Below are 26,298 nucleotides of genomic sequence, written 5' to 3'. Positions count from 1 at the left end.
AAAGCTATCTCTGCGAAAGGGATAGCTTTTCTTGTACGAAAGCAAAATCATTTCATTTTTCGTATCTTTCCATTAAGATGAGTGAAAACGTGGTATAGTAACACTATAGAAATTTTTGTTGTTTGAAAGGTAAGAAATTGAGGTGTCATAGATGAGTAAGCGTTATGTCGTAGTCGATTTAGAAACGACAGGGAATGCCTGGAAAGACGGGAAAGATAAAATTACTCAAATTGCAGCAGTTGTTGTAGAGGATGGAGAAATTCTTGAAATTTTCTCTTCTTTTATAAATCCTGAACGGGACATTCCACCATTTATTACAGAATTGACGGGAATTGATGAAACACTTGTGAGACAAGCCCCGTTGTTCCGAGATGTAGCGCCGATGATTATTGAACTATTACAAGGTGCGTACTTCGTTGCGCATAACGTTCATTTTGATTGGAATTTTTTGAAAGAAGAATTACGGCAAGCTGGATTCTCAGAAGTAACATGTCCGAAAATTGATACAGTTGAACTGGCACATATTTTATTGCCGACAGCTGATAGTTATAAATTGCGTGATTTAGCAAAAAGATATGGTTTTGACCATGATCAGCCTCATCGTGCTGATAGTGATGCGATGGTGACAGCAGAGATATTTTTACAATTACTTTCTAAAATGGAAAGTTTACCACTCGTTACATTGCAATCGTTATATGAATTAAGCGATATGTTCCAAAGTAATATTGGTGACATTATGTCTGCATGTATTTTGAATAAAATGATACATGGAACAGATGACGAGAAAAAATATGATATACACCGAAATATTGCTCTTTGCAAACGCAATTATACATTGCAAGTAGGTGAGGAGAATATTGCTGATTTTTCTTCTTTTTTAACAGAAGCGATGCAGCGCTTAGCTGAAGTAATGCCGTCTTTTGAAAAAAGAGAAGGACAGCAGATGATGATAAATGAGATTTATGAAGCGCTTAGGGATTCCAGATTTTCGCTAATTGAAGCGGGAACAGGTACGGGGAAAACACTAGCGTATTTACTTCCAAGTATTTTTTATGCGAAAGAAAAAGAACAGCCAGTAGTTATTAGTACACAAACTGTACAGTTGCAGCAACAAATTTTAGCGAAGGAAATTCCATTGTTGAAAAAAATACTTCCGTTCCCATTTGAAGTAGCGATGTTAAAAGGAAGGAAGCATTATTTGTGTTTACATAAATTTGAGCAGGCACTGGGCGAAGTGGACAATCATTACGATGATGCATTAACGAAAGCGAAAATTTTAGTATGGCTTCTTGATACAGAATTAGGAGATCGAGATGAGTTAAATATTCCAGCTGGAGGAAAGCTACTATGGGAGCGTATTTGCAGTGATGTTCATAATTCAAATAGCATGAAAAATGCGTGGTTTAGCCGCTGTTTTTATCAGCGTGCAAAAAATAAAGCATTATTTGCTGATGTTGTAATCACAAATCATACCTTATTGTTCCAAGATTTCGTAAGTGAAGAATCATTACTTGCATCATGTGAACATATTATTTTTGATGAAGCTCATCATCTGGAAGAAACGGCAAGTAGAGCGTTAGGAGAGCAATTTTCTTGTATGTATTTTCAACTTATTTTATCGCGTTTTGGTACGTTAGAAACATCTGATGTGTTAGCCAAAGTGTACGATATGATGAAGCAGTCACAAATTGCTGTTCGTTCTGAGTTTCAAACGATTAGTCGTACGTTGAAAGAAATTAAGTTTGACGCAGATGAGCTCTTCCAAATGCTGCGTACATTTATATTTCAAAAAACAAAGCAAGAACACGCACCTGGAAATATGCCGCTTATGTACCGTTATGATGTAAAGAAAGAAAGAGGAAAGCTTTGGCGCAGTATTGTTGAATTAACGGACCGTTTTGTGCATCAGCTAGGCATATTGCTGACGTTATTAGAAAAACAAGGCGAGATGCTACAAAAGCAAAATGAATGGGAAATGCATATGATTACGGGAGAGTTTGTACATCTTATAGAGGTACTTTCTAAGATGACCCATTCTTTACGGAAACTTATTTTAGAAGATACGGGTCATGTGACATGGATGGAAGCTGAAACGAAAGGAACAATTCATTCGACTATCCTATATGCACAGCCAGTTGATATAAGCGATTTATTTGCAGATCAATTTTTAACACGTAAACGGAGCGTTATTTTTACTTCAGCCACTTTAACTGTAAATGATACGTTTGATTATATAGAAGAAGAGCTTGGATTAGTGGATTTTACACCAAATACATTAACAATTCCATCACCATTTCGTTATGAAGAGCAAGTAAAATTAATGGTTTCAACAGATGTTCCGCATATTAAACATGTAAGTGAAGAAGAGTATGTAAGAGCAGTGTCTGAACATATTATGAAAATTGCTAAAGCTACAAATGGTCGAATGCTTGTGTTATTTACATCATATGAAATGCTAAAACAGACATTTGAAGTATTGAAAAAGGAAGAGGCGCTGGAAGAATTTCTTTTGTTAACACAAAGTGTTCATAATCGTAGCCGTACTCGAATGATTCGAAAGTTCCAGGAGTTTGAAAAATCTATTTTATTAGGAACAAGCAGTTTTTGGGAAGGAATTGATATACCAGGAGAGGCGTTAAGCTGTCTTGTAATTGTTCGTCTTCCGTTCACATCACCGCATCAGCCAATGATGCAAGCGAAAAGTGAACGGCTAAAAGAAAAAGGAGAAGATGCATTTACAAAGATTGCTTTGCCACAAGCAATCCTTCGTTTTAAACAAGGTTTTGGACGCCTTATCCGTACAATGACGGATACAGGAACAGTATTTGTGTTAGATCGTCGTCTCACCTCATCTTTTTATGGGAAACGATTTGTTCAATCTATACCGAGTATTCCATTGTACGAAGGACCGTTAGAGGATTTAATAGAAAAAATGGAATAATAAGGTGAAGCTCCTATGAGTGAAGGGATTCTCCATCCCTCACTCATGGATTAGCAGTTATCCTTCATCTATTTTCCTTGGTTGCTCGGAATGTTGAGGGGGCTTACTGCTTGCGAATAGCATGATAAAAATTAACGCCTAAAGCAAATTTGCTTCAGGCGTTACATGTGGGTAGGAGGAAATTTTATTTTTTCTTACATTAAGTATAGAAATACGATGGTTTTCGACTTCAAACCTTTTTTTGAAGAACATGTCCTGCTATAATAGATGGGTGATGAAGCAGGGTTTATAAAGAATGTACTCTTATTATAACCGCAATGCGTTCTTCTATAATTAGAAATTTTGTGTAACGGAGGAGTTTTTATGGAGAAGAAAATTGAAGTACTATCAACGACGCGTCTTGGATACACGTCTGATTTATACAAGATTGTTGATAGTTTAAATCGAACATTAAAAGAAAAAGATCTGATGTTCGGATTAGCATTAGACGAAAAAGAAAAAGAGACAGCAATATTTACGATTTACAGAACGTAGTGATACAATGAAAAAGTGGATTTTGACAATTTTTATTGTAATCGTTGCAGTCGTTTTATATGGGGTACACATTTATAATACAACGATGGAGAAAAAAGTTCCGAAAGAATCGAAAACAGTTGAGATTGCAAAAGAAAAAGCAAAACTTACTAAAGTAACAAAAGTCGATTATTATAACGGTCAAGCTCCATATGAAGTTGTACAAGGTGTGAATGAAAAAGGAGAACAATATATCGTTTGGGTGCCTGAGAAAAAAGGAGATATTTTGGTGCGAAAAGCAAGTGAAGGTATTTCTGAAAAAGATGCTTTGCAAATTGTTGCCAAAGAGCGAAAGCCGAAGCAATTTGTGAAAGCAAAATTAGGCGCCGAAAACAATGTTCCATTATGGGAAATTACATATATTGATGATGAAAATCGTTATACTTACTATTATCTTGCATTCGAAGATGGTAAGTTTTTAAAACGATACAGCATTGAAAAATAAGTGCAGGGGGAACTCAGGATGAAATTAGCAAAGCGAGTAGCTGCTCTAACACCATCTACAACGTTAGAAATTACAGCAAAGGCACAAGCGTTAAAAGCAGAAGGACATGATGTGATAGCATTAGGAGCAGGAGAGCCTGACTTTAATACGCCAGAGCATATTATGGATGCTGCTCATAAAGCAATGTTAGAAGGTTATACGAAATATACACCAACAGGTGGATTAGCTACGCTGAAACAAGAAATTATCAAAAAGTTTGAGCGTGACCAAGGCATATCTTATGAACCATCTCAAGTTATTGTATGTAACGGTGCAAAGCATGCTTTATATACGCTGTTTCAAGTATTACTTGATGAAGGTGATGAAGTTATTATTCCAACTCCGTATTGGGTAAGTTATCCAGAGCAAGTAAAGCTTGCAGGTGGTGAACCAGTATATGTAGAGGGGTTAGAAGAAAATAATTATAAAATCACACCAGAGCAATTGCGTCAAGTGATTACAGAAAAAACGAAAGCCGTAATTATTAACTCGCCTAGCAATCCAACAGGGATGATTTATAGCAAAGAAGAGTTGCAGCAGCTTGGACAAGTATGCTTAGAGCATGACATTTTAATTGTTTCTGATGAAATTTATGAGAAATTAATTTATGGTGATGCAGAGTATACATCAATTGCTGAGATTTCTAATGAATTAAAAGAACAGACTCTTATTATTAACGGTGTATCAAAATCGCATTCAATGACAGGATGGCGCATTGGCTACGCAGCAGGTAATAAAGAACTTATTAAAGCGATGACGAACTTAGCGAGTCACAGTACATCAAACCCTACTTCAATTGCGCAGTACGGAGCGATTGCTGCTTATGCTGGAGATCAACAACCTGTAGAAATGATGCGCAGTGCATTTGAAGAACGATTAAATATCGTTTATGAGAAACTGATTCAAATTCCTGGGTTCTCTTGCATTAAACCGCAAGGAGCGTTCTATCTGTTCCCGAATGTGAAAGAAGCAGTAGCATTAGCTGGTTTTGAAACAGTTGATGAATGGGCAAAAGCATTATTAGAAGAAGAAAAAGTTGCCCTCATTCCAGGAACAGGATTCGGAGCACCAAATAACGTTCGTTTATCATACGCAACTTCACTTGAACAATTAGAGAAAGCGTTAGAACGTATTGATACATTTATGAAAAACAAAATGAAATAAGAGTAGCTCTTTTATTTCTATCTTTGCAATTGCCTTAGACAGTTCAAATCGTACCTCCCTTTCATATAGGGAGGTTTTTTTGACGAATTGTGCCAAAAAGAAATGTGAAAAGGTGTGTTATACTAGAAAGCGAGGTGTTTGATTATGAAGAAGAAAATCATGTTAGAGTGGTTTGAACAAGGCAGCATTGCGATTCCAAAATTATTAATGATGCATTATAAAAAACTCGGTTTAAATGAAGTAGAGTTCATGGTACTGTTGCATGTCCATACATTTTTAGAGTCGGGAAACTCTTTCCCAACACCAGGAGAAATTGCAGAGCGGATGACCATTACACAAACAAAGTGTATGGAGATTATTCAAGCGTTAATTCAAAAAGGCTTTTTAGCGCTAGAAGGAGGACGTAAATCCGCAGCAATGATTTGCGAAAGCTACTCGTTACAGCCTCTTTGGGAAAAGATATTACATTTTTTAATGAGTGAAAATATTGAAGAGGAAGAGCGAGAACAAAAACAATTACAAATCAATTTATATACAGTGTTTGAGCATGAATTTGGAAGGCCATTATCTCCATTTGAGTGCGAGACGTTAGCAATGTGGCAAGATCAGGATCATCACGATCCACTTTTAATCCAAACTGCTCTTCGCGAAGCTGTTATGAGTGGAAAATTGAACTTTCGTTATATCGATCGCATATTGTTTGAATGGAAGAAGAATGGAATTAAAACGGTTGATCAAGCACAGAACCAAGGACGGAAATTTAGAGAAAATCAACAACGAAATCAGCAAGTATCACGGCAAGAAACGAAGTATACAGGGAAAGTGCCGTTTTATAATTGGCTAGAGCAATAATGGTAGGAGGAAAAAATGCTAAATAAAACACAAATTAGACATTGCCTTGATGTAATGGGAGAGATGTACCCAGAAGCGCATTGTGAACTTAATCATGACAACGCATTTGAACTTGTTATTGCGGTAGCGCTATCTGCGCAGTGTACAGATGTTCTTGTAAATAAAGTAACAAAAAATCTATTTCAAAAATATAAAACACCAGAGGATTATTTAAGCGTGTCTTTAGAAGAATTGCAGCAGGATATTCGTTCTATTGGTTTGTATCGGAATAAGGCGAAAAATATTCAAAAGCTATGCCGTATGCTTATTGATGAGTATGGTGGAGAGGTGCCGCAAGATAGAGACGAGTTAACGAAGTTACCAGGTGTAGGACGAAAAACTGCAAATGTTGTTGTCTCCGTTGCATTTGGTATTCCGGCCATTGCTGTTGATACGCATGTAGAGCGCGTTAGTAAACGACTTGCCTTTTGCAAATGGAAAGATTCTGTATTAGAAGTAGAAAAGACATTAATGAAGAAAGTACCGATGGAAGAGTGGGGCGTAACACATCATCGTATGATCTTTTTTGGGCGTTATCACTGCAAGGCGCAGCGTCCCCAGTGCGAAGAATGCAGATTGTTAGAGCTATGTCGTGAAGGTAAGAAACGCATGAGAGAGAAGGAGAAGAAATGAAGCAAGTACTTGAAGTACCAAATGATTTTCGGTGTAGTCCTTTCTTTGAGGAAGAGACTGTCATTGAATACAATGTAGAAAAATCATTTGGAGAGCTTTTAAAAGAGACGTGCTTTCTCTTTGATATCGAGCAGCGATATAAGCCATGGAATGAGATAGAAATGAGTATTTCTACTGTATTAAACTTATGGAAAGAACAAAAAGAAGAGATTTCTATATTATTTCGAAATCGAAACAAAAAAGAAGCAAAAGATCCGATGGTACGATTTGCAGGACATCTTTTATCTATTTTACACTGGATGAATAGAACACCTGTTTTCAGTTTACAGGATATGAATGAACAAATAGAAAGATTAGAAAAAAAACCAGTTAACTTTATGGAACGTTTTTTATTTATTATGAAACAGCCAGATCATTATCATTCTTTTATTCAGCTGACACAGTTATATGAAGAATTGGAAAAGTTATATGTAAAAGTACTCATTATGCAAAAGAAGCCATCTTCTCGGTAGAGAAGATGGCTTCTTTTTTATTAGTGTGTAGCTTGTTATCGTTATTATTGAGTCGGTTTATTTGGATTTCCACCTTCTGCTGGTGGATTCGGATGATTTCCGTCACCCGGTGTGGTATTTCCGCCACCTGGTGTGGTATTTCCGTCACCCGGTGTGGTATTTCCACCACCTGGTGTGGTATTTCCGCCACCTGGTGTGGTATTTCCGTCACCCGGTGTGGTATTTCCGCCACCTGGTGTGGTATTTCCGCCACCTGGTGCGGTATTTCCGTTGTTTTGATTTTGCTTATCCTTATCCTGTTCAGCTTTCTTAGCGGCATCTTCTTCAGCCTTTTTCTTAGCAGCATCATCTTCAGCTTTTTTCTTAGCATCATCACCAGGTACTACTACCGTCGCTGTTACCGGAGCACTAGAGCTATTACCTTTTGTCGCAACGAGAGAAATGGTATAGGTAGCACCAGGTTGTACGCCGCTAATTGTTGCGCTTGTACCACTTATGTCTGGACTTCCGCTGGAACCATCACTGCCTTTGTAGCTTACAGAGTAGGATACATCTGTATCAGATGAACCAGCCCATTTTAGTTGGATGCTATTAGAAGATTGATCATATGCAGCCTGTAAACCACCTGGGGCACTTACGTCAATCTTTTTAATATTATCTTTTTTAGCACCTTTCACATAAAGTTCATCATTTATGCGTTCTACACTACTTGGCATTTCAAAACGAGAGTCATCAGTTCCAAATTCACTCATCATCGCTTTAAACATACGCTGTGCGATCGCTGATGAATTTTTGTCAACATAGCCTTCGTTTCGTTTATTATACCCAGTCCATACAGCCATCGTATATTGTGGTGTATAGCCTGCAAACCAACTATCAGGACTTCCGGAAGCAGGGAAATCATTATCGCGTAGTTCTTTTGCAGTATAGTTTGTTGTCCCTGTTTTACCAGCAACATCTAGTGAGCTAACATTTGCTTTTGTACCAGTACCAGAATCCACAACACTACGAAGCATATCTGTAGTCATATATGCTGTGTAATCTTTCATTACTCGTTTCCCTTTTGGTGTAAAGTTCACTTCTTTGCCATCAGGATACACAACTTTTGTTACAAAGTGTGGTTTATGATATACACCACCGTCTCCGAATGAGGCATATGCTCCTGCAACTGTAAGAGGAGAAGCTTCATTACTACCAATTGCTGTTGATTCTTGGGCACCATCTGCTCCAAATGTAAAACCAAGTCCTTCAGCGAAAGTTTGTGCTTTACCTATACCAACTTCTTTAGCAGTTTTCACAGCAGGCACGTTACGGGACTGTGCTAATGCATCGCGCATTGACATTGGACCTTTGTGGCCGTTATCAAAATTTCGAACCTCTTGTCCTGATGAATATTTATATGGCGAATCGTCAACTTGATGATACGTTGACCATTGCTTATATTCAATAGCAGGGCCGTAATCAAAAACTGGCTTCATTGTAGAACCTACTTGGCGTTCTGAGTCAATAGCCATGTTATGTCCTTTAAATGTTGCTTTATTTTCACCGCGTCCGCTACCAATTGCACGAACCTCGCCTGAGTTCGTATCCATGAATACGAATGCACCCTGGAATTTTTCATCCGGATAGTTAATAATTTCTTCTGTGTTCATCATTTTATCTGCATAGTCCTGTGCTTTTGGATCTAATGTTGTATAAATTGAAAGACCATCAGAACCAATGTTGACATCTTTAATTTGCGATTCGATTTCTTTTACAGCGGCATCTAAGAATCCTTGATAAGGCATTTGTGTTGCTTCTTGAGACGGTTGAAGACCTTCCGTTACTGGAATTTTCTTCGCATCGTCCATTTCTTTCTTCGTGATATAGCCATGTCGGTTCATTAAATATAATACTGTATCGCGTCGTTCTGTTGCGGCCTTCACGTTTTCTGGTTTTGTCGGATCATAAATACTAGGACCTTGTGGTAATCCTGCAAGCATCGCTGCCTCAGGTAATGTTAAATCTTTTAATTCTTTTCCATAATAATTTTTTGCAGCTGTTGCAATACCGTAAGAACGGTTACCTAAGTTAATTTTGTTTAAGTACATTTCTAGAATTTCATGTTTTGAATATTGTTGCTCTAACTTGTAAGCTAAATACCATTCTTGTACTTTACGTTTTATTGTTTGTTCCGGTGTTAGGTAATAGTTTTTAATAACTTGCTGTGTAATTGTGCTACCACCTTGAGTACCGGAGTCACTAGTCAAGTTTGAGAAAATTGCTTTTGCAGTACGCCTAAAATCAATTCCATGGTGCTCATAAAAACGTGAATCTTCTGTAGCTAGGAAGGCATCTTCTACTACTTTTGGAATTTGATCATATGTGACCTTTGTTCGCTTTTCAGCGCCATATTCATATACGAAATTTCCGTCTTTATCATAAAATTTTGTTGATAATGGAACTTCAAGTTTCGCTTTATCTAATTTTGGAGCATCCTTTATTATAATAAAGAAAGCAGAAACCCCAGCTACTAGTGCCACAATGCCGATTATTAAGCAAGTGATTAGAAATTTCCGTAGAAAAGAACCTTTTTTCTTTGGTTTCGCTTTTTTAGGCTGTTCTTGTTTCTGTTTTTTAGCGTGTTTTCGTTCTTCACGAGAACGATAATTTTCTGACATTATACTTTCTCCTACCTTTCATTTCCTCCCCAAAAGTCGAAAAATGAGCCTTATTGTTGACTCTATCACGAAAAATAAAGTGTGTCTAGTGTATGAATATAATCAATGCGGGGGTGATAACCGCACGATAATAAGTATCCATGCTCTTCCATTTCTTGCTTTGTAATTGATTTACGTCCACCAGCTTCTTGTCGATTCCAAAATGTAATGATATGTTTTGCTTCTAGTAAATAAAATTCATCGAAAAGCGTAAATTTAATAATAACAAATGCAATACCACCATGAGCTAATACTTGCTTCATATGTTTAATTTGGTGAAGATGGAAGTTTTGTAAGGGAAAACTTGTTTTATTTTTAGTTTCTTTCGCTTCAAAGTCAATGTACTTACCTTTGTATACACCGTTGTAGTCGGTTGTAGAAGGTTGCTTAAAGTACGCTTCTTTAATCACAGCAGCACTTCGCTTCGGATAATCGACTTTTACAATTTGAAGAGGGGTGGGCTTTTTATGGACGCAAGCAATATTGTGCGTTAAATAGTACTGATTTGTTTCGTTTAGTTCCTCTTCAAGTGACATACCTCTATTACTATAAGTATGTTTACTTGTAGGCACAGTATGAGTTTGCTGCGTTTCATTATACTTTCTTCCGTTTGGGTAACGAATGGTCATGGTTTGTCCACTCCAACTTGCATAGAATCACTTACAAAGGTGATTATATCAAAAAAAATGAAAAATAGGCGATTTTTTTGAATACAGAGAAGAGGTGAGAACATTATGTTTGCACAAAGCGAATATGAAAAAATAAGACAAAAAAGGAAGATTACTTCCTATACAAAGGAAGAGCAAGATCTCGTGCATCGTATTGTACAACAAACTCTCCTTGCTAATGTTGATAATATTTCGCGCACGCATGCTTATAAAGAATATTATGAACGCAATAAAGAAATTCGTTGGTCATTTTTAGCCAGTATGGTATCTCGAAATGCAGGCTGGAATATGACAGATTTAGAAGGAAAATATTATCCAAAAGTTTTATCCAAAGAGATACGTAAACAGTTATTTCTTACATATGAACGTGCAAATTGGCTTATTTTTTTAGATGCATATCCTCAGCTGCTATTGTATGGATATAGTAAACAAATGCAAAAACCTCTGTTTCATTTGTTGCAAATATTTTCTGTATCGATATTTATGGAAGTAGAATGGAATTATTTTTGGAACCAAAAAAATGAGGATCGACTTATGACGGCTCTCATTATTAATGAACAACATATCATCCAAAAGCCGGTAATTGAGCATCCTTTTTATCAAAAGCATGTATTCCAAACATTATTATTCAAATTTCAGGAATTGTTTCATTTTAGTGCAGTGATATTTCCAACAGTAAATGGGAAATTATATGGTTTCTCCGTACGTCAGTTTGAAACACTGATAAAGAGAATTGAGTTAGGGAAACGATTAGCATGGTTATTATTTCATCCAACTTATAAGGATTCGTTTTATACATTTTCTTCTCAAACAGTTCATACGGGGGCGAGGTTAGATTATGAACAATACTTCCCTACTTTTAAGGAACAAGATACTCCTCAGCTTCGCGATGTATTTTCTGTCATCTCCCATCATCGTGATGCTGAGAAAGATTGGTTTCATTCAGGAATGAATATAGAGGAATTGTTTTTGTTTGAAGAACCGAAAATAGACATTGATATTACAGAATGGTTTTTACACAAACAGAAGCAATTACACTTGTTTGCTTCACTTAATGACCTTTTTTAACAGAAGTCATTATTCATGATATAATAAAAAAATCCCGCTTCATGAAAAGCGGGAAGAAAGTTAAACAAGCTGTAAGAGCCCGATTGGCTCAACTGACTTTTCATGGAAGAGAATCGTTTCCATGAAAAGAAGTTTCACTTTATCCCGCTCAAACGGTTAGTAAGAAGTGAGAGCGGAGAGGAAGTCAAACCAACCGTAAGAGCCCGATTGGTTCAACTAACCATCAATGGGAAAAGCGCCCATTGATGGAAGTTTTACTTTATGTAGCAGGGAAATTTGGTCCATCCAATTTTGGATTTCCTGTTTCTGGTTTATTTTGTTTGCTTTGAGTTTGTTTTTTCTTGTTTTCATTTTTGCTTTTAGCCATTGTCAACACCTCCCTTTCGTATTGTTGCCACTTTCATAAACTTCATACAAAAAATCACTTTCTTTGCCGAATTAAAACTAGTTTTGTCAAGCATGCAGGAGCGGAAAAGGAGCTGTCGAATTAACATGACAAACGGAAGGCAAAGAGGGAGGCGTTTTAAAGATGAAAATGGTTCAGAAAGAGGATGTAATGAAAAAAATGGATCAGATGTTAAATACTCTTGATTTGCTTGAAATGAACATGGCACTTAGAGTTAATCATGCGCTTAAGGAAAAAAGAGAATTTGTAGTTAATAAAGAAGAGATAATGGAAATGCATATAAAGCATATGGAAGCAAAATTATTGCAGCATGAAGAGAAAGGTAGTTGGGTACAAGCGTTTCAAGTAGTGGCAGTTAGTATATAAGTAGGTGGAAATAGTGGAATATGTAACATTGATTGAAGTGACCAAAAAAATAATTGAATATAACGATGAAACGATTATAAAAAAAAGAGAAAGTGAAGAACTTGAGTTTGACTTTTATCATGATATAAAGCCATTCGTGTCTTTAGTAGATAAAGGATTAGAAGAATGGAAACAACTTGCGCTTGAGTGGTTGTATCAAGTAAAGCCTAAATATATACATGTACAGCAAATTGAACAAGTATGTACAAATTTACAAAGCAATTCTTTACAGTGTTTTGCACAGAAAATGAATGGGAAGCGTTTTTATGAAACACATCAGGCGATTCATTATACATTACAAAATATTTTAGAACAATGTAAGTGATAAGAGGGGAGAATCCCCTCTTATTTTTTATCCCGCTATTTACGGGCAGTAAGACCCCACCTCAAGATGCAGAGAGAAACGAAGAAGATATGTGGGGGGACAACTGCCCGTAAAAGCCCGATTGGTTCAACTAACCATCAGTGGAGGATGAAGAAAACCCCCACTGATGGAAGTTTCACTTTATACTTCTGTCACGATATTCTTTTCTGTTTCGTAAGCTGGTTTTGTAGCTCCAATTGTTTCTAGTTCACGTGTTACACTTCTATACTGTGATAAGCAAATTTTTCCTTGTAGATAAGAATGTCTTGCAAAATCAAGTAACTCATTCAAATCCTCAGGTTCATATCCCTTTTTTTCAAAAAAATCTTGTTTTAAATCCCCTAATACCATGCTGATTCCTCCCCCATAAGAATCTTTTCTATATAATGGTAGCATACAAACGCTTACTTTTTTATTTTTTTGAAAATTTAAATTTTGCGCAAGGTATAATTTGTATTACTTTATCAACTATCGGTTGTCTTTTACCTTTCATGGTAATGATTTGGAAAAATGGGGATCGACTAGTAATGGCCAATGAAAAAGTTAGTCAACGCAGGAATTTTCAACTTATAGGATGATTACACATTTTTTTTATGATTTCATATTCTAACTACATAGAAAACTGTTAGAGGAGGGAGAATGTATGTTTCAACAGTCCAGCATGTATCAGATTGAACAAGATCCATACTTACGTTATAATATGTATCCTTTTATGCCTTACTATATGAATCAAACAAATTATTTTCAACCTTTTCAACTTCCACAAATGAATCAACCAATGAATCAACCAATGAATCAGCCAATGTTTTATCCACCGAAACAACCTATTCAATCTTCTTTTCATCCACATACGCCATATCCGATGATGAATAAACAAAATTATGCAAAGCAACAGCCAAGTCAATTTTCTAGTTTAATATCGCAATTTAAAACAGCCGATGGAAATTATGACATTAATAAAATGATGGGTACTGCGGGTCAAATGATGAATGCAATGAATCAAATTACTGGTATTGTCAAACAGGTAGGAGGCTTTTTTATAAAGTGAAACTAACCTTTCACGGGTGCTTTTCCCATGAAAGGTTAGTTGAACGAGTCGAGCTTATAAGGGTAGTTTTTTTATCTTTTATATAGGGCAATATGTGTAAAGAATTGAAGAAGGATTTTCTAAAGTATTGATGATATATGTGGCTCAATGAAAACCCAAATTTTACATGCGAAATGTCATAAAAAAGAGTTGTTCGGACCTCCTATCCATTTTACAATGACGGTAGCGTTAAAATATGATGTATGGAGAGGACGAATGTGAACAAGGTTATTTTACTTTTGTTTTTTGTCATGATTACATTAATTGTTTTTATTTTTACAAACTTTAAACAATTTTTATAGACAAATTTCCGATATAGAAATAGGTATTTGTAACAAACGGCTTTTACTCTTTTCTCATATTGTAAAGTGTAAGCTCATTTTCAAACTGTGAGAGGAGAGAAAACTATGTATCATTGTCATCCTTGCTTCGGGGGAGCAGCACCTTTCGGGGGAGNNGGGGGAGCAGTGGCACCTTTTGGGGGAGCTGTGGCACCAATTACAACAACACCTCCTATTGTGCATCCGACAAAATGTTGTGTAACACACACATGCTCAAAAACGGTGGTCCCTCATATTCACCCAACACATATAAAACACGTTCATCATCAGGTAGTGCAATCTCAGCATTATTTCCCACAAACACACTCTGCTGCAAATGTTATATCCCCTGCTGATCCAGTGTTTGTTGGTGGATTTGGTGGGTTTGGCCCAGGTGGTTCTCAAGTATCGCCACTTGGCCCGAATGTTGGTCCAAATGTAAGTCCAGCAATGTTACCGCCAGGCCCAAATGTTGGCCCAAGTGTAAGTCCAGCAATGTTACCACCAAGCCCAAATGTTGGTGGCATGTTTAAAAAGTAAGTGTTATGCTAGAACTAGCAAATTGCTAGTTCTTTTTTTGAAAAGAGAAGGGGCGTTTCATATGAAAGTTGTAGCTGTTACAGGATATAAGCCATTTGAATTAGGGATTTTTTCAAATGACCATCCTGGAATTTCTTACATAAAAAAAGCGATACAACAAAGGCTGCTTCCTTTGTTAGAAGAAGGATTAGAATGGGTTATAATTAGTGGACAATTAGGGGTAGAACTATGGACAGCCGAAGTTGTATTTGATTTGCAATTGGAATATCCAGATTTGAAATTAGCTGTATTTACCCCTTTTTTAGATCAGGAAGAAAATTGGAAGGAAAACAATCGGGAGTATTATGAATGTATTCTCTCACAAGCAGATCACGTTGATAGTATAACGAAGCGGAAATATGAAAGCCCAGAACAATTCCGGCTAAAAAATCAATTTTTCATTGAAAAAAGTGATGCATTACTTGCTATGTATGATGAAGAGAAACCAGGAAGTCCTAAATACATCGTAGAAGCAGCGAAAAAAAAGGAAGAATCCCAAAATTATCAATGTTATTTTATACTTTTTTCTGATTTACAAGATATAATAGAAGAAGAACAGTGGAATAAGGATATATGATTGACAAAACGGACTGTTTCTGAAAAAATTTACTTAATGAAAGTTTTGGTAAAGACTTGAGGTGACCTAAATGATTTCTGATAAAATTAAGTTAACAGCGAAAGATATTTTAGAAAAAGAGTTTAAAACGGGAATGCGAGGCTATCAACAAGAAGAAGTAGATAAATTTTTAGACATGATTATTAAGGATTATGAAGCATTCCATAAAGAAATTGAACAATTACAGCAACAAAATTCACGTTTAAAGCAAGAATTGGAGCAACAAAAAGCAATGGCACAACAAGTACAATCTCAGCCAGCGCCAACTCCAGCTCCTGTTCCTACTCCGCAACCAGTTTACAATAATACGAATACAGATATTTTAAAACGTCTGTCGAATTTGGAAAAAGCTGTGTTTGGAAGTAAATTGTACGAATAATGGAAGCATCTAAATAAACTTGTAGCAATTTACATGCAAAAAACGTTGCAAAATATTTATGTTTCCACTATACTAATTCATGTCATAACGTTTGGGTAATCGCTGCAACGCTTTGTTGTAGAGGAAAGTCCATGCTCGCACGACCTGAGATGGTCGTAGTGTTCGTGCCTAGCGAAGTCATAAGCTAGGGTATTCTGGCGTAAAGCTGGATTAACGGCAGGGAAAAAACCTAAGTCCATTGGATATGGTTTGACTACCTTTAAAGTGCCACAGTGACGAAGTCCCAGAAGAAATGATGGGAGTGGAACGAGGTAAACCCCACGAGCGAGAAACCCAAATATTGGTAGGGGAACTTTTCCTAAGGAAATGAACGATGGGAAAAGACAGATGCAATTGCTCTGTAGATAGATGATTGCCACCGGAGTACGAGGCGTGGGCCGTTTGCAGTACAAAGGTACAGAACATGGCTTACAGAACGTTATGAACCAATCATGAGTTTGTTCAGCTCTCCTTTGTAAGAGGAGGGCTTTTTATTTGTATGAATTTTTGGAATGTGAGTTAAAATGGTAAAGAAAGTTTTACAAATTTAATACAATTGAAGTGAAATAAAATGTTATGATTTTAACTGATTAGCAGAGAACAGTTACTGTCAATGAGTGTTTGATTATATATATGAGGAGAATGGAAATGGGAAAAGTTACTTTAATTGCAACTGCTGCAATGGGAATTGAAGCACTTGTTGCAAGAGAAGTTCGCAATCTCGGTTATGAATGCCAGGTAGATAATGGGAAAGTAACATTTGAAGCGGACGAAAAAGCTATTTGTCGCAGTAATTTATGGCTCCGTACAGCGGATCGTGTAAAAATTAAAGTTGGTGAATTTAAGGCAACAACATTTGATGAATTATTTGAAAAAACAAAGGCGCTAAATTGGGGGGATTATATTCCGGAAAATGGAGAATTCCCTGTTATCGGTAAATCGATTAAATCTACACTATTTAGTGTACCTGATTGTCAAAGTATCGTAAAAAAAGCAGTCGTTGAAAAATTAAAAAGTACATATAGACGCACAACATGGTTTGAAGAGAATGGCCCGCTATTTCGTATCGAAGTTGCGCTATTAAAAGATGTAGCAACGTTGACAATTGATGCAAGTGGTGTTGGGCTTCATAAGCGTGGATACCGCGTTGGACAAGGGGAAGCACCGTTAAAAGAAACATTGGCAGCTTCATTAATTATGTTAACCAACTGGAAGCCAGATCGCCCGTTTGTAGATCCTTTTTGCGGTTCTGGAACGATTCCACTTGAAGCCGCATTAATTGGTCAAAATATTGCTCCAGGCTTTAACCGTGATTTTGCTTCTGATGGATGGGGTTGGATTGGTAAACAAAATTGGGATGAAGCTCGTCAAGAAGTGGAAGACTTAGCAAATTATGATCAACCTCTTCAAATTATCGGATCAGATATTGATCATCGCATGGTACAAGTTGCCCAGGATAATGCTGATGAAGTAGGGCTTGGTGATCTTATTACATTTAAGCAAATGCAAGTAAAAGATTTTACAACAAAAGAGGAATATGGTTATGTTGTGACGAATCCTCCATACGGAGAGCGTTTAAGTGAAAAGCCTCTTGTTGAAAAAATGTATGCAGAGATGGGACAAGCATTCCGACCGCTGGATACTTGGTCTTTATATATATTAACAAGCCATCCAGAGTTTGAGAAATGGTACGGCAAAGATGCATCAAAGAAACGAAAATTATTTAATGGATTTATTCGCACTGATTACTATCAGTATTTTGGCAAACGCCCGCCGCGTGATTAGTATAAAACTTCTTTAGAACGCATATACTTGCTATTATGCGATAATCTAAAGGAGGAAGCGCTAATGGATGGTTTGCAATTTTCTATGATTCAAAAAGCTATTCATCGAACGTATGATGAATTAGAAAAAGAGGTAAACCTTCACGGCGTAGCGGATCATGAATTACAAAGAGCACGTGAAGAATATTTATCAGCTTTATCACATGAAACATTAATTGATAAACAGTATTTAAAATCATTGATAGAGTAGAAAAGTTTTCCTGCAATTAGGAAAACTTTTTTCGCTCGTTTGTTATGTAAGCAACAAGAAAACAGCAACTGCTCTTTTTATGAGCGGTTGCTCTGTCTTTTTATATAGAAATTATGTAGTTGGAGGAATACGATGTTTACGAAGCAAAAGCTGCCATTTGAAGTGGGGAAACAAGATAATTTTTTCGACAAGTTAAATGAGTGGATTGGAGACGTATTTTACGACATTTTACCAGAAAAGGGATTTGAAGAGCGTGATGAGCAAATTTTTATGGCGTTCCAATTAGAACGAGCATTTCAAGAGAAGAAAGTAATGTTTGCTGAAGCGGGTGTTGGAACAGGAAAGACGATTGTATACCTTCTTTATGCGATTTGTTATGCACGTTATACAGGGAAGCCAGCTATTATTGCTTGTGCGGATGAAACGTTGATTGAGCAGCTCGTGAAAGAAGAAGGGGACATTGCTAAATTATCAGAAGCATTAGGACTATCTGTCGATGTACGTTTGGCAAAATCAATGGAGAATTACCTATGTTTACGTAAGCTTGAAGATGTAATGAGTGGACGAGCTCCGGAAGTGATTGAAGATTTATATTATGAATTGCCTCAATTCGTATTTGATCATGGAACAATGCAAAACTTTACTCATTACGGCGATCGAAAAGAATTTCCGTTATTAAACGATGAAGAATGGTCTAAAGTATCTTGGGACTATTTCCAGGATTGTTTCACGTGTGAGTCTCGTCATCGCTGTGGACAAACATTATCTCGTGAACATTATCGTAAAGCAGCAGATTTAATTATTTGTTCGCAAGATTTCTATATGGACCATATTTGGACGTATGATGCACGTAAACGTGAAGGACAAATGCCGTTGTTACCGGAAAGTAGCTGCGTTGTTTTTGATGAAGGGCATCTTGTAGAATATGCAGCGCAAAAAGCACTTACGTATCGTTTAAAACAAACAATGATGGAGCAGCTTTTAACAAGATTACTGCAAAATGATATTCGCGAAGAGTTCGCTCATTTAGTAGAAGAAACTATTTGGCAAACGGAACAGTTCTTTGAAGCGCTAAAAGAAAGTAAGAAAGAAATTGCTGGTTCTGATCGTCTAGAAATTCAATTAACAGAAAAAGTAACGACAGAAGCAAAGCGCTTATATGCAAAAATTTCTGAAGTTGGCGATGCGCTTGTTTTTGAAAGTGAAATGTACACAGTAAACACGTATGATTTAAATATTGTTGACGAACATTTAGATGTATTAGAGCATTCATTACGATTGTTTATGCATGAGAAAAATGTAATTACGTGGGGAGAAGAAGGTGATGGTGCCTTTACGCTTGTTATTATGCCGCGTGCTGTAGAAGAAGTGCTGCAAGAAAAAGTATTCTCCAAAAAAATTCCGTACATCTTCTCATCTGCGACATTATCAGAAAACAATTCATTTGCATTTACTGCAAATAGTTTAGGGGTAAAAGATTATTTATCATTCTCAGTTGCTTCTCCGTTTGAATATGAAGAGCAGATGAAAGTGTATTTACCGACATATGCAAAAGCGAACGAATGGGAAAGAAAATGTCAGTACGCATTAGAAGAAATTCAAAAAACAAATGGACGTACATTGATTCTATTCCGTACAAAACAAGAATTAATAGCATTTAAAGAATATGTAGGGAAAGAACAAATGTCAGTACCGTTTTTATATGAAGGAGATCAAGAGATTAGTCAGCTTGTTTCTCGTTTCCAAAATGAAGAGGAAACGGTATTATGTGCAGTTCATTTATGGGAAGGTTTAGATATTCCAGGTTCTTCGTTATCTCACGTTATTATTTGGTCGCTTCCATTCCCTCCAAATGATCCTGTATTTGAAGCGAAGCGCAAGCATGTAAATGATCCGTTTTGGGATGTTGACGTTCCATATATGATTTTACGTCTTCGTCAAGGAATTGGGCGTTTAATTCGTACGAGCGAAGATAAAGGATATATTTCGTTATTCTTATCAGAAGGTGAGAATGAGAAAGTAGTAGAAGCTGTTAAACGAGTTCTCCCAGTAGAAGGGGAAATGTTACAATAAGCTTGGCGTATGCCAAGCTTATTTATCGTTTTAGCCAAGAAGACTCCCACCTCAAGGAACGTGAAGGGCATAGCCTAGTGAGTAGGTGGGAGATGAATTGGCTTCAGATAGGGTGTGGCATAAGCCGCGTTAACTATCTGACTTTTCGAGTGCTACTTGTAATAAATGAAAAATAGTTTGGTACGAGTACCGAAACCCTTTTCTTCTTTGTATTTGTCTACTCGTTCCAATAATCCTTTTGGAAATCGGAGCACAACAGATACCTTTTCTATTGAAATTACCTCTCCAAAAAACGGTATAATTAGTATATTAAAAGGGGGGATCACATGATAATAAATAAGGCATACAAATTCCGAATATATCCAAACAAAGAACAAGAAATCTTAATTGCTAAGACGATTGGTTGTTCTCGCTTCGTATTCAATCGCTTTTTGACACGTTGGAATGACACATACAAAGAAACCGGAAAAGGATTGACATACAATTCTTGTTCAGCGGAACTAACACAACTAAAAAAGGAATTCGTATGGCTAAAAGAAGTAGATAGCATTTCCTTGCAATCTACACTTAAGAGCCTTGCTGATGCGTTCACTCGTTTTTTCAAAAAACAAAATGATGCACCTCGCTTTAAGTCTAAAAAGAATAAGGTTCAAGCCTATACAACAAAACACACAAACGGAAATATTGCGATTGTAGGCAACAAAATAAAATTACCGAAACTTGGCTTTGTTCGTTTTACAAAATCAAGAGAAGTAGAAGGACGTATTTTAAACGCTACCGTTAGACGCAATCCAAGTGGGAAGTACTTTGTTTCGATTCTTGTTGAAACAGAAGTGCAACCATTAGAAAAAACAGGTTCTGCTGTTGGGGTTGATGTTGGATTAAAAGACTTTGCTATTTTGAGTACAGGAGAAGTATTCTCTAATCCAAAATGGTTTCGTAAGCTTGAAGAAAAATTAGCGAACGCACAGCGTATCCTTTCCAAGCGTGTGAATGGTTCTTCGAATTGGAATAAGCAACGTATCAAAGTTGCTCGTATTCACGAACGAATTACCAACGCAAGAGCAGACTACTTGCAAAAAATCTCTACTGAAATTGTCAAAAACCACGACATCATTGGTATGGAAGATTTGCAAGTATCGAACATGCTAAAAAATCACAAGTTAGCAAAAGCAATTAGTGAAGTATCTTGGTCACAATTCAGAACAATGTTGGAATACAAAGCGAAGTGGTATGGAAAAGAAGTAGTTACTGTATCTAAAACATTTGCTAGTTCTCAACTGTGTTCATGTTGTGGCTATCAAAACAAAGACGTTAAAAATCTGAACCTTCGTGAGTGGGATTGCCCTTCTTGTGGTGTACATCACGATAGAGATATTAACGCAGGACAAAATCTTAAAAACGAAGCCATAAGACTTCTAACCGTAGGAACTACGGGGCTAGCCTACTAAGATAACCAAAGGATACTTTGGTGTTCGTAGGAATCTCCTACTTCAAACAACCCGTAAGGGTGTTAAGTGGGGGTAGTTCAAATATAAGAGGAATTTGCGTATTTGTGTTGAATTAAAGTGAAGTAGGAAAAGGAGGGTCTTGAATATGACGGCAGTTACATATGAAATTGAAAAAGAGTTTCTAGCTTTTATAAAGAAAATGATGAATTATGAGGAAGCGCTGAACCTTATATTTTGGGATTTACGCACAGGTGCGCCCAAAAACGGTGTAGATCAACGTTCTGAAGTAATTGGTATGCTTTCGGCAGAAGTGTTCGATATGTCAACTTCTAAAGAGATGGAGGCCTATTTAATAGGGTTAGAAGAGTTAATTGCAGAAGGAAAACTCTCAGATGTGACAAGAAAAACTGTAGAAGAGTGCCGAAAAGAATATGATCGAAATAAGAAAATTCCAAAGAATGAATATGAAGAATTTGTAAAAATACAGGCAAAAGCAGAAAGTGTGTGGGAAGAAGCACGCGAAAAATCTGATTTTGAGATGTTTCGTCCATACTTAGAAAAAATTGTTGAATTTAAAAAGAAGTTTATTACATATTGGGGTTATGAAACATACAAGTATAATACATTATTAAATATGTACGAACCTGGTGTAACAGTAGAAGTATTAGACCGCGTATTTGGACAATTACGCGAGCGCATTGTTCCGCTTGTTGGAGAAATTGCTAACGCAAATAAAACGTTGCAAACGGAAGCTTTAAGTAAACATTTTTCCAAAGAGCAGCAAAAACAATTTAGCTTACAACTATTAAAGCAATTGGATTATAATTTTGATGCAGGACGCTTAGACGAAACAGTACACCCATTTGCAATTACATTAAATCGTGGTGATGTCCGCATTACAACACGCTATGATGAAAATGATTTCCGTATGGCAGTATTTGGAACAGTTCATGAATGCGGTCATGCAGTGTATGAGCAAAATATTTCAAAAGAGTTAGAAGGTACACCGCTCTGTGATGGCACATCTATGGGTATTCATGAATCACAATCTTTATTCTTTGAGAACTTTATTGGTCGCAATAAGTCGTTCTGGAAAAAGAATTATGATCTATTAAAACAATATACAGAAGGTCAATTTAATAGTTTATCTGTAGATGAATTTTACGATGCAATTAATGAATCGAAACCATCTTTCATTCGTATCGAAGCGGATGAATTAACGTACCCACTTCATGTGATGGTTCGTTATGAAATTGAAAAAGAATTATTTGATGGAACATTAGAAGTAAAAGACTTACCATCTGTTTGGAACGAAAAAATGGAGAACTATCTAGGAATCCGTCCGGAAAATGACGCACAAGGTGTACTGCAAGATGTACACTGGGCTGGTGGAGATTTCGGATACTTCCCATCATATGCGCTTGGTTACATGTATGCAGCTCAGTTCAAGCATAAGATGCTAGAAGATATTCCAAATTTTGATGAACTATTAGAAGAAGGAAATGTTGCACCAATTCGTGAATGGTTAACAAAAAATATTCACCGATATGGAAAAATGAAAAAGCCTTTAGAAATTTTGCAAGATGTAACGGGTGAAGGATTAAATGCGAACTATTTAGCGGATTATTTGGAAAGAAAATATAAAGGAATTTACGAATTATAAGAGAGAACACGAGCTATTTATTGTAGCTCGTGTTCTTTTTAGAGTTGATCGGGATTAGAAATATTATTTTTAGTGCAATCGTTAGCTGTAGATTTTGAAGAAAATATAGTTTCCTCGATACTATGGGGGGAAATCTTCAAGGTTTCCCTCTATTTCAATTGTATCTTTGCTTAAATCAATAGAGATTATCAGTATAATTTTTTCGTTTTTCACATCAATAATATCTATAGTAAATAGTTTATTTACTATAGATATCGATAAATTTGTATTGATATGTAAGTTTCAATTTGGAATAACTTGTATACTTATTTCTCATTGCACTTCCTCCATACACGTATATTATAGAGTACATTCGCAGCAAGTAATGAGAATTCCTTCACCGTGTACCATTATTGAATTAAAAAGCAGAGGAGCTAAAAAAGCACCTCTGCTTGCTATATTACCAGAATTTAAAACCTTTCGAACCTGGCGGCGCATTTTGAATCATATCCATAAATGGAATGGTATATGCGAATAAAATAAGTAGTGCTGTAATTCCAAGCCATAGTTTCCAATTTTCAAAGACAATTGGTGGTTGATCAGACGCATCAGATACTTCTCCAACCGGAAATTCAGTGTGCCCTTTTGGTGCAAAGAAAGCAAGATCTAAAAAGATAATGATTGCTAATATAATGCCGACAAATAAGATTGTTCCTCCGACTGCTTGTGCAATCTGATACGGTATCCATTCAATAGCTTGCGGTGCATTTCCATATGTGGAAAAAGAAGAGCGGCGCGGAGCTCCTAATAGTCCAGCAAAGTGCATCCCAGCAGACATGAAGAACATTCCAAGTGCCCATACACAAGTTTGAATCATCGCAAGGCGATTCATTTCTTTTGTCAAAACACGTCCTGTTAAGTGGGGGATAAGCCAATAGCCAATGCCGAAAAATGTTAGTACAACAGATGTGGCTAATGTTAAGTGAAAGTGTCCTGTTATCCAGATTGTATTATGGACAACTTGATTTAATTGATGGCTTGCATTTACAAGTCCTCCTGCTCCGGCTGGAATGAACATAAGCATTCCAACGAACGGTGCAAAGAATCTAGCATCCGACCATGGAAGCATACGCAGCCAGCCAAATAGTCCAGTTGCTCCTTTTGAGCGGCCGTATTGCTCAAATGATGCAAATAGAGAGAATGCTGTCATTAATGATGGGATGATAACCATGAACGTTAAGGTGACTTGTAAAAATTTCCATCCAGGATCAATACCTGGTTCTGTTAATTGATGGTGAAATCCAACCGGCACGGAAAATAATAAGAATAAAATAAATGATAAACGAGCGAGAGAATCACTAAAAATTTTTCCGCCAATAATCTTTGGAATAATGACATACCATGCCATGTAGGCAGGGAGAAGCCAGAAATATACGAGTGGATGACCGAAGTACCAAAATAATGTTCGGCTAACAAGAACATCAATTTTATCAACGATGCCTAAGCTCCAAGGAATAAATTGTACAAGTACTGTTGCAGCGACGCCAAGAGTGGCAACGAGCCAAAGCAGCATTGTAATAACAGCCATGAAGCTAAGTAATGGACCAGCTTTTCCTTTATTTTGCTTTTTCCATGTGCGATAATGAGCAAACATCGCAAGGCCGCTAAACCAACTGCCGACAACAACGAGGGTAAGACCGATGTAAAATCCAGGGTGAGCTTTTAACGGAGCATAAAATGTATAGAGAACAGTAGCTTTATTTAATAGTATAAAAATAGCGGTGATGGTTGTTCCAGTCGTCATAAGCCAAAAACCAATCCAGCCTGTTGTTCGTACTCCTTTTGAAAGAGTCCCAGCAGTTTTGCTCATACAGGCAAACAAAAAGCCGATAATAAAAAATGTTGTTAATACGAGGCCAAGTAACACACCATGTGTTGTTAGTACTTGATAATAACCAATTCCAGCTGGAAGATTAAATTTTCCAGATCGGACAAGTACTTGCAGTAGCCCACATAATCCTCCTAAGAATAGAGCGATAAATGCAACATGTATATGAGCCATCGCAAGTTTGGCGTCTTTTTTGTATATTTTATCCTGAACATGTATCATTTGTCAGTCACCTCTACTTTCGCGCTCATCATATGATGGCCTGTCCCGCAATATTCATTACATACGATTAAATACTCACCAGCCTTTTGAAACACTTGAGAAGCTGTGCTCACATAGCCGGGCTCAACCATCATATTCACATTTGTCCCTGCAATTTCAAAGCCATGTACAACATCTTTCGTTGCGACAACAAAGTCAACTTTGGCTCCTTTTGGTACCTTAATGACATTTGGTGTAAAGGAAAATGCTTGTGAGACAATTGTTACTTGATAATGATCTTTACCAACTTGTTTTACACCAGGATGATCAAAGGGAGCAGTCGCATTTACTTTTTCTGGGTCGATTGTCGTTAAGCAGCTAGGCGGCTGGTTTCCCATATAAAACGCGCTTACTCCAATTATAGCTAAAAATACAAATAATGAACCGATACCGAAAATGAGCCAAATTTTTTCGTACTTATGCAAGTGCATATCCCATCTCCCCTTTGTTTACCAATAACATTACAATCGATTTAAAAAAATTTGGTATACACTAAACCATGTGAAGATTAAAAAGAAGCCGAGCAAAAAAACAGAAATTAATGTTCCTTTTAGTGAACTTTTCTTTTGTTGTTTGTTTTCGACTGGCTGTAGTTTACGTTCTCCCATTTTTCTCCCTCCCCGAGAAAGTGAATCTTACATTTTTATCATACGAAATATTTTGATAATTTCCACATTGTCAGCGGTGCTTTCAAAAAGTGTTCATTGATACAATTAAAACTATGCTTATGATGAAAAGTTGATAAATCGTGATGTATTACAGATTTTGTAATGAGGAATTGTGAAAAAAATGTGAAGTAGATGGTTCGTTCACAATGCTAGCAACCTAAGTAGTTTTGAAGTTCTTAAAAAATAGGTATGATTTCAAAATGAAAGAGGTTTCAAAAAGTCGAACGAAAATTGTATATTTTTTAAATTTGTACGTGTTTTTTCGTAAAATGCTTTTCAAAGTAAAAAAAGTGCGTTATAATCCTTTTATTAAATTAAATAAGTTAGCAACACTCATATAATCGCAGGAATATGGCCTGCAAGTTTCTACCGAAGTACCGTAAATGCTTCGACTATGAGTGAGGACGAATATATTGCTATAGTTGCATTCTTTTTTTGCAAAGCTCCAAAAGC

25 protein-coding genes, 1 other RNA gene and 1 riboswitch are annotated in these 26,298 nt (G+C 36.6%); of the genes, 20 read left to right on the top strand and 6 right to left on the bottom strand.

Features of this window, described 5'->3' with window-relative positions:
- The first annotated feature begins 151 nt into the window (after positions 1-151).
- The 7 genes from dinG (at position 152) to CN326_RS12660 (ending at position 7,198) form a co-directional block, all read left to right on the top strand.
- The gene (gene dinG, locus CN326_RS12690; RefSeq protein WP_098309381.1) at positions 152-2,941 is read left to right on the top strand and encodes an ATP-dependent DNA helicase DinG; all 2,790 of its coding nucleotides are present in this window, start codon (positions 152-154) and stop codon (positions 2,939-2,941) included.
- 363 nt (positions 2,942-3,304) lie between these two features.
- A complete protein-coding gene (locus CN326_RS12685) occupies positions 3,305-3,475 on the top strand; it encodes a YpmA family protein (protein ID WP_098309380.1) in 171 nt (56 codons plus the stop codon).
- A gap of 7 nt (positions 3,476-3,482) precedes the next feature.
- Positions 3,483-3,959 carry a cell wall elongation regulator TseB-like domain-containing protein gene (locus tag CN326_RS12680; protein ID WP_098309379.1) on the top strand — a complete coding sequence of 159 codons (477 nt, stop codon included), beginning with the start codon at positions 3,483-3,485 and terminating at the stop codon, positions 3,957-3,959.
- A gap of 18 nt (positions 3,960-3,977) precedes the next feature.
- Positions 3,978-5,162 carry a pyridoxal phosphate-dependent aminotransferase gene (locus CN326_RS12675; RefSeq protein ID WP_098309378.1) on the top strand — a complete coding sequence of 395 codons (1,185 nt, stop codon included), beginning with the start codon at positions 3,978-3,980 and terminating at the stop codon, positions 5,160-5,162.
- A 144-nt stretch (positions 5,163-5,306) separates the two neighbouring features.
- Entirely contained in the window at positions 5,307-6,014 is a 708-nt protein-coding gene (gene dnaD / locus CN326_RS12670) for a DNA replication protein DnaD (RefSeq protein ID WP_098309377.1), read from the top strand.
- Between the two features lie 15 nt (positions 6,015-6,029).
- Complete coding sequence (gene nth, locus CN326_RS12665) at positions 6,030-6,686, top strand: endonuclease III (RefSeq protein WP_098309376.1); 657 nt, start codon at positions 6,030-6,032, stop codon at positions 6,684-6,686.
- Positions 6,683-7,198 (top strand): YpoC family protein, encoded by a 516-nt coding sequence (locus CN326_RS12660; RefSeq protein WP_098309375.1) that lies wholly within the window; start codon positions 6,683-6,685, stop codon positions 7,196-7,198. Before nth ends, CN326_RS12660 begins: the two co-directional genes overlap by 4 nt.
- 44 nt (positions 7,199-7,242) lie before the next feature.
- Here the strand turns inward: CN326_RS12660 and CN326_RS12655 are convergent, their stop codons facing one another.
- Together CN326_RS12655 and recU are read right to left on the bottom strand one after the other, a co-directional pair.
- The gene (locus CN326_RS12655; protein WP_176524611.1) at positions 7,243-9,858 is read right to left on the bottom strand and encodes a PBP1A family penicillin-binding protein; all 2,616 of its coding nucleotides are present in this window, start codon (positions 9,856-9,858) and stop codon (positions 7,243-7,245) included.
- Positions 9,859-9,923: 65 nt separating this feature from the next.
- Positions 9,924-10,526, bottom strand: coding sequence for a Holliday junction resolvase RecU (gene recU / locus CN326_RS12650; RefSeq protein WP_098309374.1), 603 nt, complete (start codon positions 10,524-10,526; stop codon positions 9,924-9,926).
- A 105-nt stretch (positions 10,527-10,631) separates the two neighbouring features.
- Here recU and CN326_RS12645 point away from each other — a divergent pair, with 105 nt between their 5' ends.
- The 3 genes from CN326_RS12645 (at position 10,632) to CN326_RS12635 (ending at position 12,769) form a co-directional block, all read left to right on the top strand.
- The gene (locus CN326_RS12645) at positions 10,632-11,633 is read left to right on the top strand and encodes a DUF2515 domain-containing protein (RefSeq protein ID WP_098309373.1); all 1,002 of its coding nucleotides are present in this window, start codon (positions 10,632-10,634) and stop codon (positions 11,631-11,633) included.
- A gap of 529 nt (positions 11,634-12,162) precedes the next feature.
- Positions 12,163-12,405 carry a hypothetical protein gene (locus CN326_RS12640; protein WP_098309372.1) on the top strand — a complete coding sequence of 81 codons (243 nt, stop codon included), beginning with the start codon at positions 12,163-12,165 and terminating at the stop codon, positions 12,403-12,405.
- A 13-nt stretch (positions 12,406-12,418) separates the two neighbouring features.
- On the top strand, positions 12,419-12,769 hold the full coding sequence (locus CN326_RS12635) for a YppE family protein (RefSeq protein ID WP_098309371.1): 351 nt from the start codon (positions 12,419-12,421) through the stop codon (positions 12,767-12,769).
- 180 nt (positions 12,770-12,949) lie between these two features.
- Here CN326_RS12635 and CN326_RS12625 read toward each other — a convergent pair whose 3' ends face one another.
- Positions 12,950-13,159 (bottom strand): YppF family protein, encoded by a 210-nt coding sequence (locus CN326_RS12625; RefSeq protein WP_098309369.1) that lies wholly within the window; start codon positions 13,157-13,159, stop codon positions 12,950-12,952.
- A 292-nt stretch (positions 13,160-13,451) separates the two neighbouring features.
- Here CN326_RS12625 and CN326_RS12620 point away from each other — a divergent pair, with 292 nt between their 5' ends.
- From CN326_RS12620 to CN326_RS12575, 10 genes are all read left to right on the top strand, one after another.
- Positions 13,452-13,856, top strand: a complete 405-nt coding sequence (locus tag CN326_RS12620; protein ID WP_098309368.1) for a YppG family protein — start codon at positions 13,452-13,454, stop codon at positions 13,854-13,856.
- A gap of 446 nt (positions 13,857-14,302) precedes the next feature.
- On the top strand, positions 14,303-14,755 hold the full coding sequence (locus CN326_RS12615) for a CotD family spore coat protein (RefSeq protein ID WP_098309367.1): 453 nt from the start codon (positions 14,303-14,305) through the stop codon (positions 14,753-14,755).
- A 61-nt stretch (positions 14,756-14,816) separates the two neighbouring features.
- On the top strand, positions 14,817-15,371 hold the full coding sequence (locus tag CN326_RS12610) for an SLOG family protein (RefSeq protein WP_098309366.1): 555 nt from the start codon (positions 14,817-14,819) through the stop codon (positions 15,369-15,371).
- Positions 15,372-15,441: 70 nt separating this feature from the next.
- Complete coding sequence (gpsB, locus tag CN326_RS12605) at positions 15,442-15,789, top strand: cell division regulator GpsB (protein WP_098309365.1); 348 nt, start codon at positions 15,442-15,444, stop codon at positions 15,787-15,789.
- An 87-nt stretch (positions 15,790-15,876) separates the two neighbouring features.
- Positions 15,877-16,265, top strand: an RNA gene (gene rnpB, locus CN326_RS12600) — RNase P RNA component class B.
- Between the two features lie 211 nt (positions 16,266-16,476).
- Complete coding sequence (locus tag CN326_RS12595) at positions 16,477-17,613, top strand: THUMP domain-containing class I SAM-dependent RNA methyltransferase (RefSeq protein ID WP_098309364.1); 1,137 nt, start codon at positions 16,477-16,479, stop codon at positions 17,611-17,613.
- Positions 17,614-17,676: 63 nt separating this feature from the next.
- Positions 17,677-17,862: a DUF3921 family protein gene (locus CN326_RS12590; protein ID WP_098309363.1), complete on the top strand. Its 186-nt coding sequence runs from the start codon at positions 17,677-17,679 to the stop codon at positions 17,860-17,862.
- A gap of 132 nt (positions 17,863-17,994) precedes the next feature.
- Entirely contained in the window at positions 17,995-19,935 is a 1,941-nt protein-coding gene (locus CN326_RS12585) for an ATP-dependent DNA helicase (RefSeq protein WP_098309362.1), read from the top strand.
- A gap of 326 nt (positions 19,936-20,261) precedes the next feature.
- On the top strand, positions 20,262-21,386 hold the full coding sequence (gene tnpB, locus CN326_RS12580; protein ID WP_098309361.1) for an IS200/IS605 family element RNA-guided endonuclease TnpB: 1,125 nt from the start codon (positions 20,262-20,264) through the stop codon (positions 21,384-21,386).
- Between the two features lie 145 nt (positions 21,387-21,531).
- Positions 21,532-23,049, top strand: a complete 1,518-nt coding sequence (locus tag CN326_RS12575; RefSeq protein WP_098309360.1) for a carboxypeptidase M32 — start codon at positions 21,532-21,534, stop codon at positions 23,047-23,049.
- Between the two features lie 439 nt (positions 23,050-23,488).
- Here CN326_RS12575 and CN326_RS12570 read toward each other — a convergent pair whose 3' ends face one another.
- Genes CN326_RS12570 through CN326_RS12560 form a run of 3 tightly spaced genes read right to left on the bottom strand, consistent with a single transcriptional unit; the run spans position 23,489 to position 25,785 of the window.
- A complete protein-coding gene (locus tag CN326_RS12570) occupies positions 23,489-25,138 on the bottom strand; it encodes a b(o/a)3-type cytochrome-c oxidase subunit 1 (protein ID WP_098309359.1) in 1,650 nt (549 codons plus the stop codon).
- On the bottom strand, positions 25,135-25,608 hold the full coding sequence (locus CN326_RS12565) for a cytochrome c oxidase subunit II (protein ID WP_098309358.1): 474 nt from the start codon (positions 25,606-25,608) through the stop codon (positions 25,135-25,137). The genes CN326_RS12570 and CN326_RS12565 overlap by 4 nt, the downstream gene beginning before the upstream one ends.
- 30 nt (positions 25,609-25,638) lie before the next feature.
- Positions 25,639-25,785, bottom strand: coding sequence for a cytochrome c oxidase subunit 2A (locus CN326_RS12560; protein ID WP_098309357.1), 147 nt, complete (start codon positions 25,783-25,785; stop codon positions 25,639-25,641).
- Between the two features lie 373 nt (positions 25,786-26,158).
- Positions 26,159-26,260: riboswitch (purine riboswitch) on the top strand.
- Positions 26,261-26,298: the final 38 nt, after the last annotated feature.

This window comes from Bacillus sp. AFS018417 (genome assembly GCF_002560985.1).
GTDB lineage: Bacteria > Bacillota > Bacilli > Bacillales > Bacillaceae_G > Bacillus_A > Bacillus_A rhizoplanae.
Note: the sequence above shows the minus strand (reverse complement) of the source record. Positions and strands in the feature narration are given on the sequence as shown.